Source organism: Winogradskyella sp. ECml5-4 (assembly GCF_036903175.1).
GTDB classification, from domain to species: domain Bacteria; phylum Bacteroidota; class Bacteroidia; order Flavobacteriales; family Flavobacteriaceae; genus Winogradskyella; species Winogradskyella damuponensis.
The window spans coordinates 39,796-52,529 of sequence record NZ_JAYJLF010000014.1; the positions used below are offsets into that span (position 1 = coordinate 39,796).

General features: G+C 33.2%; 11 protein-coding genes. 2 read left to right on the top strand and 9 right to left on the bottom strand.

Going from position 1 to position 12,734, the window contains the following annotated elements; genetic code table 11:
* Positions 1-3: 3 nt before the first annotated feature.
* On the bottom strand, positions 4-1,014 hold the full coding sequence (locus VDP25_RS14160) for a stage II sporulation protein M (protein ID WP_334470864.1): 1,011 nt from the start codon (positions 1,012-1,014) through the stop codon (positions 4-6).
* Positions 1,015-1,050: 36 nt separating this feature from the next.
* Between VDP25_RS14160 and VDP25_RS14165 the strand changes: the two genes are divergently transcribed.
* Together VDP25_RS14165 and VDP25_RS14170 are read left to right on the top strand one after the other, a co-directional pair.
* A complete protein-coding gene (locus VDP25_RS14165; RefSeq protein ID WP_334470866.1) occupies positions 1,051-1,767 on the top strand; it encodes an RDD family protein in 717 nt (238 codons plus the stop codon).
* A gap of 93 nt (positions 1,768-1,860) precedes the next feature.
* The gene (locus tag VDP25_RS14170) at positions 1,861-2,481 is read left to right on the top strand and encodes a trimeric intracellular cation channel family protein (RefSeq protein ID WP_334470868.1); all 621 of its coding nucleotides are present in this window, start codon (positions 1,861-1,863) and stop codon (positions 2,479-2,481) included.
* A gap of 98 nt (positions 2,482-2,579) precedes the next feature.
* Here VDP25_RS14170 and VDP25_RS14175 read toward each other — a convergent pair whose 3' ends face one another.
* From VDP25_RS14175 to VDP25_RS14210, 8 genes are all read right to left on the bottom strand, one after another.
* Positions 2,580-3,224, bottom strand: a complete 645-nt coding sequence (locus VDP25_RS14175; RefSeq protein ID WP_334470870.1) for a YqjF family protein — start codon at positions 3,222-3,224, stop codon at positions 2,580-2,582.
* 16 nt (positions 3,225-3,240) lie between these two features.
* A complete protein-coding gene (locus VDP25_RS14180; protein WP_334470872.1) occupies positions 3,241-3,885 on the bottom strand; it encodes a hypothetical protein in 645 nt (214 codons plus the stop codon).
* Positions 3,886-3,949: 64 nt separating this feature from the next.
* Positions 3,950-4,321, bottom strand: coding sequence for a hypothetical protein (locus VDP25_RS14185; protein ID WP_334470874.1), 372 nt, complete (start codon positions 4,319-4,321; stop codon positions 3,950-3,952).
* A gap of 162 nt (positions 4,322-4,483) precedes the next feature.
* Positions 4,484-5,920 carry a S41 family peptidase gene (locus VDP25_RS14190; RefSeq protein ID WP_334470876.1) on the bottom strand — a complete coding sequence of 479 codons (1,437 nt, stop codon included), beginning with the start codon at positions 5,918-5,920 and terminating at the stop codon, positions 4,484-4,486.
* A 63-nt stretch (positions 5,921-5,983) separates the two neighbouring features.
* Positions 5,984-6,757, bottom strand: coding sequence for an AraC family transcriptional regulator (locus tag VDP25_RS14195; RefSeq protein WP_334470878.1), 774 nt, complete (start codon positions 6,755-6,757; stop codon positions 5,984-5,986).
* Between the two features lie 200 nt (positions 6,758-6,957).
* The gene (locus VDP25_RS14200) at positions 6,958-7,716 is read right to left on the bottom strand and encodes a hypothetical protein (RefSeq protein WP_334470880.1); all 759 of its coding nucleotides are present in this window, start codon (positions 7,714-7,716) and stop codon (positions 6,958-6,960) included.
* A gap of 318 nt (positions 7,717-8,034) precedes the next feature.
* On the bottom strand, positions 8,035-9,477 hold the full coding sequence (locus tag VDP25_RS14205; protein ID WP_334470882.1) for a TolC family protein: 1,443 nt from the start codon (positions 9,475-9,477) through the stop codon (positions 8,035-8,037).
* Positions 9,470-12,718: an efflux RND transporter permease subunit gene (locus VDP25_RS14210; protein ID WP_334470884.1), complete on the bottom strand. Its 3,249-nt coding sequence runs from the start codon at positions 12,716-12,718 to the stop codon at positions 9,470-9,472. Before VDP25_RS14210 ends, VDP25_RS14205 begins: the two co-directional genes overlap by 8 nt.
* Positions 12,719-12,734 lie beyond the last annotated feature (16 nt).

Here is a 12,734-nt window from a genome sequence, read left to right on the forward strand (position 1 = left end):
TATTTAATTGGTTTGGGAAAGTGTTAATGTTGTTGTATTTTTTTGTTCAATATTTAATTTAGACTTCTTGTGTAATTTAATGGGGTAAATTACGTAGTAAAATAAGATTAGAGCAAGTGAACTCGAAATAATTAATATAGCGAGCCAATCTGGCATTTCGGTATGTCTGGTAACAAAACCTTCTAAAAAACCAGCGATTATAAAAAACGGTATAGTACTCATAAGAATTTTTAAGCCATTAATAACGCCACGCTTAAAGGATTCTAATCTAGGGAGTGTCCCTGTAAATAACATGCCATTTCCCATAACAAGACCAGCGCAGCCAGCGACAATAATAACAGATATTTCAATAGTACCGTGAATCCAAATGGTACGCGCAGATTCCCATAATAAGCCTTGCTCGTAAAAAAAGTATTGAAAACCACCTAGCATAATGCCGTTCTGCATCATAAAATATAAGGAACCAATACCAAGTAAAATACCATAGCCAAAAGCAAATAAAGCTACTTTTATGTTGTTTAAAGTAATACCTAAAAACATATTAAACTCACCTTGCTCTTTATATACAGCCATTGGATCACCTTTTTCTATATTCTCTAATGTCATATTTACATAAGCATCGTTAAGTCCAAAAGACCTTACGAAATCGGCATCAGTAGCCGTAGAGTATGCACCTATAAAAACAAAAAAAGCAAAGGTTAAAAAGGTAATAAATAGTTCGCGATGATGTTGATAGAACATCGTTGGGAACTCCGTTTTAAAAAAGCCAATGAGTCTATTTTTAGGTTCTTTTTTAGTTTTATAAATACGTTGATGAGCTTTAGATGCGAGCTGATTAAGGTAGCGTTCTGTGTTGCTATTAGAATAAAATGTTTTTGCGTAACTTAAATGATCGGTAACTTCTATATATAGATCAGAAAGTAAATCGGGATCGATTTGAGTATTATTAGTTAGAATATTTTCAAATTCTAACCATTTATCTTTATTTTGCTTTACAAAAGCTGCCTCGCGCATTATAATCCCTTTTTAGACTTCCAAAGAAAAGAAAATATGGATGAATTTCAAATAGAAACAGCCCAAAATGTAGGGATAAATCAAAATGTTGCTAGTATTGGTGATAGAATGTTTGGTTACCTTATAGATAGTGCTGTAATTCTTCTTTATTCTATATCTGCAATATTACTTTTAACCACTTTAAATTTGGATCCAGGTGATACTTGGGCTATTTATTTATTGGTGTCTTTACCTGCATTTTTGTATTATGTTTTGCTAGAAACTTTTTTCGATGGAAAAACTATAGGGAAAATGTTAATGAAGACTAGGGTTGTAAAATTAGATGGTTCTAAACCGAGTTTTGCGAATTACTTTGTAAGATGGATTTTACGTATTGTAGATGTGGCTTTGACCTCTGGTGGTGGTGCAGTAGTAACCATTTTATTAAAAGGCAATGGACAGCGCATTGGTGATATTGCTGCAGGTACAACTGTAATTAGTGAAAAAGAAAAATTGACCATTGAAGATACACTTATTAAAGATATTCCGTTAGATTATGTTCCTGTATACAGCCAAGTAACGGTGTTAAATGATAGTGATATGCAAACTATTAAAAATTTATATGATGATGCCATTAGAAATGGAAACCATAATGTCATAGTAAACTTACACTATCGCCTTTTAAAAGTGATGGCAATAGAGACAACAGAGAAACCAATAGATTTTGTAGCGAAAGTAATAAAGGATTATAACTATTACACTCAAAACATGTAATTAGAAAATCGTAGATTCAGCGTAGCTAATCTCATTAATCAAGTGAATTCTGTTTTAAGTACAGAATAACTAAAATGAAACCATAATACATTCATGTTTTTTCAAATTGTAGATATATTAGGAACTATAGCTTTTGCTATTTCTGGCGCATTAATAGCCATGAACAAACGTATGGATCCGTTTGGCGTACTCATAATTGCTTTTGTTACAGCAGTTGGCGGTGGTACATTACGTGATGTTATGATTGGCATTGAACCTGTCTCATGGATGCGAAATATGACTTTTGTGTATGTTATTATTGGTTCTGCTGCATTTGCTGTTGTTTTTAGAAAACGCATCAGTTACCTTAGAAAATCACTTTTTTTATTCGATACTATTGGTATTGCACTTTATACTGTTGTTGGTGTAGAAACTGGACTTGTGGCAGGATTACATCCTCTTATTTGTATTGCAATGGGAACCATGACGGCATGTTTTGGAGGTGTGTTAAGAGATATTTTATGTAATGAAATTCCTGTAGTTTTTAGAAAAGAAATTTATGCAACAGCTTGTATCTTGGGAGGCTTAACTTATTTTTTACTACTTCAATTTTTTGAGGACAGAAACTATTTATTTGTTATTGCAGGTTTGGTAGTTATTATTGTGCGATTAATTGCCGTGCGCTATAAAATTAGTTTACCTACTTTGTATAAGAAGGACGAAGATATACTCTAATTTTTAGACCTTGTTATAGCTAGTTTTATCTTTTTTGGTCTTTCCCCAAGCAACAACATTAACACCTTTAGAATATTGAACTTTGTTTGGTTCGTTTTTTAGAAGGTTTTAAACCTTTGGTAATTGAAGTCAATTGCAGTGATGTTAATGTGATGAATTGGCCATTCTAAATGGTGAATTTCAAACGCGTTTATAGCTTGTTTTGTATCTTGAAAAAGGGCGTATCTTTCCGTTAACCATCGGTCTAACTCTGATTTTGTTTTAAGCGTTTCTCCAATTGAGAATCTAACATCCAGTTTGTCATTAAAGGCAGCATTATATGATTGGTATTGGTTTGCTGTTCTCTTAATTTTTGAATAACGATATGGAAGTTCAGAAATTGCTTTTGCAATTTTACAAGAGAATCGTTTTCCCCCTTCAATACTTAAAAAATAGACACCGGTTTTAGATCCCGATTTTACATAAGTTCTAATATTAATTTCATCAAAATCTGAAACTGCGGAGAGCGATGGGAAGTATTTAGGTCTGATTTTTTCCATAGTGAATGCTACCACGGAAACCCAAGGTTTGCCCTCAAAAAGGTCCATTTCTAATTCTTTTGGTACAAATTTTTTGAGTTCCTCTAATTCAACTTCCCAATGAAGAAATATGGCATTATTCCACTCTTGATAGAATTTCCAATTTTCAGTGGGTATTTTCCAAGGTCTGTGCTCAGTGGTTTTTAATAGGTCTTGGATTTTCATTTTTTGAGTTGAATACTTAGTTTTTGTTAGAATCGTTTTTAAACACCATTAGCTTTATTGTTTTCTCAGAATCTTCTAAGATTATAATTTTATAATGCTTCCATTCTATAGTTATACCCTTATCTTCAGTATTATTTAGAGACGTAAAAGACACCATTTTCTGTGCCTCGTCTTCTGATAACAACATATGATATGAGTTAAAGGCATCGGTTTGGTTGCCATTTATATCCTCAGACCATTCTCCAATATAATCCTTAAATAGAATTTCAAGGTTACCAATTACAGCAGTTTGACCCAAATCTATAAACATTGGTTTTTCAAAGTCTAATTGTGTAATAACTAACGCTACGTCGTCTTTATCCATTTTTAAATCAAAAGAATAGTTTTGATATGCTTTTGGATAGTTTGCTTTTTTACGATCACTAAACGCATCATAACACCATAGGAAAGTAGCGTATTTAGTATTGTTTTCAAATACGTTTAATTCTAGCTGAATTTGCGGTGAGTCGTTATTTATTAATGTTGATTGAATGAATAGATTTGAAGGTTCTATAACTAATTTTTCAAATTGAATACTAGGATTTTTTCCTGTTTTTAAAGGTATTGTAATCGAATCGTTTGTCATGTTCTTTTCTGATTGTGTATATCCCGTGTATGGCATACATACAAGTAATAAAATCCATATGTTAAATGTGAGAACCTTCATAGTTAGGTATAATTTATCATTAATAAAGGCTATCAAATTTGAATGCTAACATATAATAAAGTAGGCCTATTGTTGTCAATAAATGAAGTCCAAATCCAATAGCATTTAAGACTTTGACGTAGGTTTTATTAAAAAAACCAAAAATAGCGCAAAGGGCAAATAGTAAAATACAAGCTTCTAAACCAATGACCACTATTTCTCTAAATTCAAAGTGATGCTCTTTTATATTCGGAATAGTGGTGGTCCAAAAGACAAATATACCGATTACCATAACCATATTTAAATACGGAATTATTAATGTTGATTTCCTCTTTTTGTATGCGACGATAATGGCTGCTAAATGGCAAATCAAGATAATAATTAGCGTTGTATTGATATATGTGTCATTCATAAGTGGCTGTAAGTGAGTTTGTGGCGTGTTTAAGTACCTAATTTAGCAAATAAAAACCGAATAGACATGAGTGAAGCGAACTGTGCGTAGCAAAAATTAACAAGGATTTTCAGTAGTAGGCGAGAACAAACAATTACTTATAGCCATTGTTAGGCAACGTTTTTATTCCATTATTTTTTTAATTGTAAAATCTTTTTTTGTGTTTTTTCCATTCAAATAAGCTTTCCAAGTTTGAGGTACTTCGTAGTTAGGTATTACCCCTCGTCCTTTTATTTTTGGTTCTACATTAATTTGAAAATGAACAGTCGGGATTTTTGCCTCAATTTTTGAATTTGGCAATTTCACATATTCTGAATACCCGCTAACATTTCCTTCGTAAGTTCCACCAGTTTCTTCTCCGATGAATATTCCTCTGTCAGTCATTTTTATCAAGCTGGCAAATTCTGCACCGCCCGAAAATGTTCTGCCACTTATCAAAACGTATAGTTTTTCATTGTAAATCAGTTCTTTTTGCGGTTTTTTATAGCCTAAATCGGAATAGTAATCGCTGTACAGGGTAAAATTTCCTCTCTTGGCAAAGGTGTTTTGAAACGTCCATTTATCCTCAATATAACCTTGTTTACTTTTGTTTTTTTGATAGGGTTTTGGAAGCATTGTTACTTGTTTGTATTTCTGAACGACTTTGTTAGATAAGTAGCTAAAAAGTAAATTTTCATTACCTTCTGTTCCTCCACCATTGGCTTGAATGTCAATAATTAGGTGCTTTATGTTCAGGGAATCTATTTTTTTGAAGTTTTTTTGATAAAACTCTTCGTAATCTAGGTTGTCATCGCCAAAACTAGGAATGCTCAAATAGGCAATGGAATCGTTAATTTGCTCAAATTTAAAATGATTATAGTCAAAATCTTGTGAAGCAAATTTGGCATTTTTGGTCTTGAATTTTGTAAATCGGATGGCGGGAACAGTCAATGTTTGAATTTTATCATTTCCGAACTCTTGAATCTGAAGTTCAAATTTTTTCTCTTTACCGTAAACCAATCTGTAAAGCAAAGAGAAATTCAAGCCTCCAATCCATTCGTGTTTTGAGGTTTCATTAAAACCGTCTGTTGGGATTAAAGGGTAAAGTCTTTCAAGAATATCGGTTGTTTTTCTACCGTTAACGGAAACTATTTTAACGCCTTTTTCAAGGTGTGTAATATTGCTTCCATAATTTTGTGTAACAATCAAGTCTCCACTACATAATTTAACCGTTAATGGTATGAAGGATTTTGAGAGTCCAAGTTTTACCATTGACCACTTTGGAAGCTCAATTGATGTATGTCCTTCGTTAGTTAATCCAATAACATACCTTAACTTTTCGTAGAACTCTAATTTTGTTTGACCTGTTTCTAATGTGTTCCGAATACTATCAATTTTCGCATTTGTTTCATTTTTTCCAACATATTCATAAAGTCCCTGATGTTGTAATTTTAGTTCAGTGATTAAATAATCAAAATCTTCAACGAATTTTTTATGTGAATTAGAATCATCTGTTGATTGAGCAAAAATTGAATTTGATATTATAAAAAAGAGAAGAGAGAGGGCTAATATTCTTTTCATTTGGTTTAAATTTTTTCCAAATGTAATGCAGTCATAATATTAGCACTTGTATAATATTGGCAATTATAGTTTTTCAATAATGCTTTGTTGGTATTTTTTAGGTGAAATTCCTACAAAACGCTTAAACGTTTTGGAAAAATGTGCCAAGTCTGTAAAGTTGTATTGATACGCTAATGTTGTAAGTTCTGTATTTGAATTAATTAACATTTTACTTGAAAAAACTTTTTTCATCAATATGTAATTAATTGGCGTCATACCTGTAGCTGCTTTGAATTTTTTAGCAAATCCATATTTATTAATATTCGCAATTTTCGATAGTTCATTTAGACTAAACTTTTCGCAAATGTGTTTTTCAATGTAGTTATTAATTTGCTTAAAACTATTTAGATTTAATTCAGAATATTCTTTATCGTTTTCTTGCGAGTGCGATTTGATGGTATTAATAAATTGATGTAGATTAAATTCAATATTTTCAGTTTCTTGTTTATCAATAGCATTTTTAAGTTCTATAAACAATTTGTTAGCGTTTTTACTATTTATTTTTCTGTTTATAAATTTAATATTCTTTCCATTTAGTATGTCTTTCATCAATTGATTAGGAATGTATATTGTATCAAATTTCAATTGAGTTGTTTTGTCAAATAGTGGATTAGAATGTATTTCGTAAGGGTTCGTTATTGAAATAGAACCAGCTTCACTAAAAAGGCTTTGATGTTCAAAATCAATTTGTTCAATTCCTGAATGTATTAGCGAAATGCAAAACGTTTCGTGAAAGTGCTTTGGAAATTCAGTAGTTTGGTTTTCAATAGTGATATATTCTAAATCATCTAAAATCATTCTTGTTTTCTCAATGTTTTTTCAAATGTTGTCTAACTCACGTGTTTGTGTTATGGCTAGTGGCGTGGTTAAGTAACTAATTTAGTAAATAAAAACCAGATAGACACGAGCGAAGCGAACTGTGTGTAGCAAAAATCCGCGAGGATTTTTGTAAGCAGGTTCGTACCAGGCAATTAATTTTATACGTTGTTGTGCTTTCGTTATTTTTTAATTTCGGTTTCCAAGAGATTAATTATTTCCTTATTCAGTTCAATACATTTTTCGTGTCTATCAAGTAATAATGATTTATATACAATCAGGTTTTCAACGATATTTTCAAATTCAATGTTTTTGAGTAGATCATTATTGTTTATTTCAAATCCTGATTTAGGAAATCTTATTTTAGTAATTTCTTCGTCATTGGTTTTTTCATCAGAATTTAACCAACTGCCATTTTTAATAATGTATCTAATAAAGTCATCAGAAAAATCAATTACAGATTTTTCTCTGTCTTTTAATGTTTCAAGTGTTGGTAACCAAGAAGAAAGTTTATTCCGTAAAATATCGTTTTTTATTATACCGAGATTACCCGAGTTAATCAAATCCAATAAAAACCCATTTTGAGGATAGTATTTTGGAACGTTTCCAACCGATTGCAGTAAACTATCGATATCGAATGAAGCTTGATATTTACTACCTGTATTATCAAGAATTATGAAACTATTTTTTTTAATTTCTTTTAGTTCTGCAATAGATTTATTTAATTCTGATTGATTGTACTCAAAATCCAGTTTAAGATTAAGAAGTGCCTTTCGTTCAAAATCATTTTTATTTAAGGCATCATTATAATTATTCAATTGCAATGCAATCAAAATTCCGATAACAACAAGAATAATTTCTCCAATGGCATAAATCAGGTACTTACGGAATTTATTTTCAGAGAGTAAATTTTGTCTAATTTTTCTAAAGAATTTTATCATTGGTTAGCGGTTTGTGGTAATGAAGCACAACTAGTTATATAACAATAAATATACACTTTATCCTTCATTGTTTTCGGGGTAAGGTATATTTTGTTCCAGATGATAAGCATCTATAAACCTTATTTTTATTCTTATATACCTCAAACAAAGGCTTTAACTAGACTTATGTTTTTTTTGTTATGAATAGGAATACTTTATTATAGGGTTTAACACATTTGTTACCCTATTTTGTATTAATGCCAAAACTCATTATAATTTTAAAAAGAAAGCCATTCTACAGTATTGTAAAATGGCTTTCAGATTTGGGACCGGCTTCAACTAATTCCATCCACCACCCAAGGCTTGATAAATTTTCACATTAGCCAAGAATTGGTCTCTTTTCGTTTCTATAATTTCAATTTTAGAATCTAAGGCCTCTCTTTGTGTCAATAACACTTCTGTATATTCTGCTCTAGCAGATTTGAAGAGTTGAATAGAAAGATCAATAGCTTCTGTCATTGCCTGAACTTGCTGTTCCTTTAATTCATAATTTTCTTTTAAATTATTGATGTTAGAAAGCGTATTAGCGACTTCAATATAACCGTTTAAAATGGCTTTTTCATATTCAAAAACGGCTTGCAGTTGTCTGCTATTGGCATTATTGTATTCCGCTTTAATCGCATTTCTATTAATTAATGGACTAACCACATCTCCAACTAAAGAATATAAAAGCGATTCGGGTGTATTAGTTAAATACTTTGTTTTAAAGGCCTGTAAGCCAATTCCAGCTTTAATACCAATAGAAGGGTAGAAGTTAGCTTTGGCGATTTTAACATTTAATTTTGAAGCTTCTAATTCATATTCTGCTTGTTTAATATCAGGTCTATTGGCTAAAAGTTGCGCCGGGATACCGGCTTCAATTGCATCTATCGGACGATTAATAAAATCGTCTGCATCTCTGTCAATTTTTTGCGGATAACGGCCTAAAAGAAAATTAATCTTATTTTCAGTTTCTACAATTTGTTGACGAATTTCAAATTTATTACTTTGGTTTTTAAAGACTTCGGCTTCAAAACGTCTTACTGCTAATTGCGTAGCTCTTGCAGCTTGCTTTTGAAGTTTGACCATTTCTAAAGCATTTTTTTGAAGCTCTAAATTCTGCTCAATAATGTTTAACTGATTGTCTAGAGCTAAAAGTTCGTAATAGGAATTGGCAATTTCTGAAACAATAGAGGTAACCATAAAATTCTTCCCTTCAATAGTACTCAGGTATTCTAAAACAGCCGCTTTTTTTCCATTGCGTAGTTTTTTCCAAACATCGAGTTCCCATGATACATCTAAGCCTACTGAAAAATCGGTTAAAGGTTCTGGGAATTCTTCGTTTTCACGAACATCTAGATGCTGTTCTACAGCTCCGTTTCTAGTGTATTCACCAACTTTTTCAACTTCTGCACCTGCGTAAACATTTACAAAAGGTAAATATTCACCTTTTCTAACTTTTACTTCATTATTAGCCATAGCAATGTGCTGTAGCATAATATTAAGCTCCTGGTTATTGGCTAGCGCAGTATCAATCAATGCGACTAGCTTTGGATCTGAAAAGAATGTTTTCCACTGTATGGTGGCACTATTTGCCGAATCTGTAGTTTTATCTTGGTAGTGCTTTGGTACTGCTACGTTTGCGTCTCTTACGGCCTTTTGCGTAGGTACACAAGCACATAGTAATAGTAAGGTGAGCACGCCAATAAGCTGTGATTTTCTAATCGATTTTATCTTATTCATCGTTTTTATTTTTACGAAGTTTTTTCAATAGTTTTGTGAGTTTGCTGATTTTTTCAGCATTGGTTGCACTTTGGTTTTTAGCTTCGCTAACGCGCATCATTTCTTCTGAAATAGGTTCGCTAGCTTCGTCTTTAATTAGACTTTTGCCATCGGCCATTTTTGCAAAAACGTAATAGAGACCAGGAATAATTAAAACACCACCAAGCGTACCAATAAGCATTCCTCCTAAGGCAGAACCACCAATGGTTCTATTCCCAATAGCTCCAGCGCCAGAAGCAATAACTAACGGAATTAACCCGGCAATAAAGGCAAAGGATGTCATTAATATTGGTCTAAATCGCGCTCTAGATCCTTCTATAGCAGCTTCTAAAATAGTAGCACCTTGCCTGCGTTTTTGGACGGCAAATTCTACAATTAATACGGCATTTTTACCGAGTAACCCAACCAGCATAATGACTCCAATTTGCGCATAAACATCATTAGCTAATCCCATGGCTTTAAGAAGAATAAATGAACCAAATACACCAACAGGTAGGGATAGAATTACTGCAAATGGCAATAGGAAACTTTCATATTGTGCAGCTAATACAAAGTAGACAAATATGAGTACAACTATAAAAATGTAAATAGATTCATTACCTCTTTGAGCCTCGTCAAAACTTAAGCCTTCCCAAGCAATATCATAACCCCTTGGTAATTGCGTGGCAGCCACTTCTTTAATCGCTTTAATGGCGTCATCACTAGTGAATCCTGCCGCAGGCAAGCCTCTAATGGATGCTGAATTGTAAAGGTTATAACGTGTAATTTCGTTAGGACCAAGTTTCTTTTCAATACTCATAAAAGCAGAATAGGGAACCATTTCGCCTTCTTCATTTTTTACAAATAATTTTTCGAGATCTGTAGGTAAGCGTCTGTATTCTGGTGCGGCTTGGGTGTACACTTTAAAGAAGCGACCAAAACGAATGAAGCCTTGCTCATAAGTACTACCAATTAAAATGTTGAGGTTTTCCATGGCTGTGCCAATAGTCACTCCTTTTTGCATGGCAATTTTGTTGTTAATTTTTAACTCATACTGCGGATAGTTGGCAGAGAAGAAGGTGAATAAACCTGTTAGTTCAGGGCGTTCAGATAAGGCTTTCATAAAGTCATTATTCACACTCTCAAAATGATGATAATCGGTAGAGTTTGTTTTATCTAATAAACGCATCGCAAATCCACCTGAAGACCCAAAACCTGGCACTGCAGGAGGTTCAAAATATTCTATAATGGCTCCTAGATCTTTAGTTTCGGCCTCTAGTTCTTCCATAATTTCATGAACGGAGTGCTCACGTTCTGACCAAGGTTTTAGGTTAATTAAGCAAGTGCCTGCATTAGATCCTCGTCCTTCAGTCATTATTTCATAACCAGCTAAAGAGGATACGGATTCTACACCTTCAGTTTCTTCACATATTTTCTGAAGTTTTTTAGCGACTTCATTAGTCCGTTCTAATGTTGCACCTGGTGGTGTTTGAATAATGGCATAGATCATGCCTTGGTCTTCATTAGGAATAAATCCGGCTGGTAAGACTTCATTTGTAAAGAAAATTCCAGCACAGAATGCGGCTAATATTCCAAAAGTGATAAAACGTCTTGCTACGATTTTATTTAGAATCTTAACATAACGTCCTGTCAGTTTTTCAAAACCACCATTAAACCAATCAATAAATTTATCTAAAGGTGATTTGCGTTTCTTATCATGATTATTCTTTAATAACATCGCACAAAGCACAGGAGTTAAGGTCAAGGCAACAATGGCTGAAATAACGATTGAACCCGCCATGGTAATTGAAAACTGGCGGTAGAATACTCCTACAGGACCAGTCATAAACGAAATAGGAATAAATACCGAAACCATCACCAAAGTTATGGCAACAATAGCACCTCCAATTTCGCCTAAAACTTCATAAGAGGCTTTGTAGGGAGTGAGATGTTCTTCGTGCATTTTTACATGGACGGCCTCTACGACGACAATGGCATTGTCGACAACAATACCAATGGCTAGTACTAAGGCAAATAGTGTAATAAGGTTAATGGATAACCCAAATAGTTGCATTACAAAAAAGGCACCGATTAAGGATACTGGAACCGCAATAATAGGAATTAAGGTTGAACGCCAATCTCCTAAAAACAAGAATACCACTATGGCAACTAAGATAAAGGCATCACGTAGTGTATGGATAACTTGATCTATAGAAGCATCTAAGAAATTAGAAACGTCATAGCTGATTTGGAAATCAACTCCCGGCGGTAAATCCACTTCAAGCTCTTTTAGCTTTTCTTTTACAGCATCAATAACATCACTACCGTTACTACCAAAAGTTTGTTTTAAGACAATAGAAGCAGATGGTTTTCCATCTAAATTTGAATAAATATCAAAAAATTCACTTCCAAGTTTTACGTCAGCAATATCAGCAAGGGTAACAATTTGGCCTTCTTTATTGGCTTTAACAATTATTTCTTCGTATTGTTCGGGTTCGTTGTAACGATTTTGGTAGGTGAGTACATATTCTAAGGATTGTGAGGTTTTACCCGAACTTCGCCCCAAACGTCCAGGACGTGCCAAAATACTTTGGTCTTCCATAGCTTCTAAGACTTCTTCCGCAGAAATATTATAAGCACGCATACGATCTGGTTTTAACCAAACACGCATAGCAAATTTTCGACTTCCTAAAATTTGAGCACTTGCAATACCTTTAATACGTTGTATCTCAGGGATTATTTTGGTGTAGGCATAATTGTAGAGAAACTTTTCGTCGTTAGCTTTATTTTCACTCGATAGGTTAACGTACATTAACATACTAGGTTGTACAGGTGTAATAATAACTCCTTCACGTTGTACCAACTCTGGAAGTAACGGCATTACCTGATCGACTCTTGTTTTTACCCTAACAACGGCTTCATTGGGATCTGTACCAGGTTCAAAAATAACACGTAAGGTGCCTTCACCAGCACTTGTGGCATCAGAAGCGATATAACGCATATCTTGAACACCGTTAATTGCGGTTTCTAATGGGATTAATGTAGAATTTACCAATACATCGGCACTTGAGCCTGGATACGCAATAAAAATATTGACTGTGGTTGGTGCAATTTGCGGGAACTGAGATATAGGTAGTTGCTTTATCGCTAAGCCACCTATAAATATAATGATCACCGAAATGACAATAGCCAAGACGGGTCTTTTAATAAATTTTTTAAACATGATGTGTGTAGATTAG

Coding starts and splice junctions, on each gene's coding strand:
- VDP25_RS14175 (WP_334470870.1), bottom strand. CDS start 3,224: ATGAAAATCCAAGACCTATTAAAAACCACTGAGCACAGACCTTGGAAA.
- VDP25_RS14205 (WP_334470882.1), bottom strand. CDS start 9,477: ATGAATAAGATAAAATCGATTAGAAAATCACAGCTTATTGGCGTGCTC.
- VDP25_RS14180 (WP_334470872.1), bottom strand. CDS start 3,885: ATGCCATACACGGGATATACACAATCAGAAAAGAACATGACAAACGAT.
- VDP25_RS14210 (WP_334470884.1), bottom strand. CDS start 12,718: ATGTTTAAAAAATTTATTAAAAGACCCGTCTTGGCTATTGTCATTTCG.
- VDP25_RS14200 (WP_334470880.1), bottom strand. CDS start 7,716: ATGATAAAATTCTTTAGAAAAATTAGACAAAATTTACTCTCTGAAAAT.
- VDP25_RS14160 (WP_334470864.1), bottom strand. CDS start 1,014: ATGCGCGAGGCAGCTTTTGTAAAGCAAAATAAAGATAAATGGTTAGAA.
- VDP25_RS14190 (WP_334470876.1), bottom strand. CDS start 5,920: ATGAAAAGAATATTAGCCCTCTCTCTTCTCTTTTTTATAATATCAAAT.
- VDP25_RS14170 (WP_334470868.1), top strand. CDS start 1,861: ATGTTTTTTCAAATTGTAGATATATTAGGAACTATAGCTTTTGCTATT.
- VDP25_RS14185 (WP_334470874.1), bottom strand. CDS start 4,321: ATGAATGACACATATATCAATACAACGCTAATTATTATCTTGATTTGC.
- VDP25_RS14195 (WP_334470878.1), bottom strand. CDS start 6,757: ATGATTTTAGATGATTTAGAATATATCACTATTGAAAACCAAACTACT.
- VDP25_RS14165 (WP_334470866.1), top strand. CDS start 1,051: ATGGATGAATTTCAAATAGAAACAGCCCAAAATGTAGGGATAAATCAA.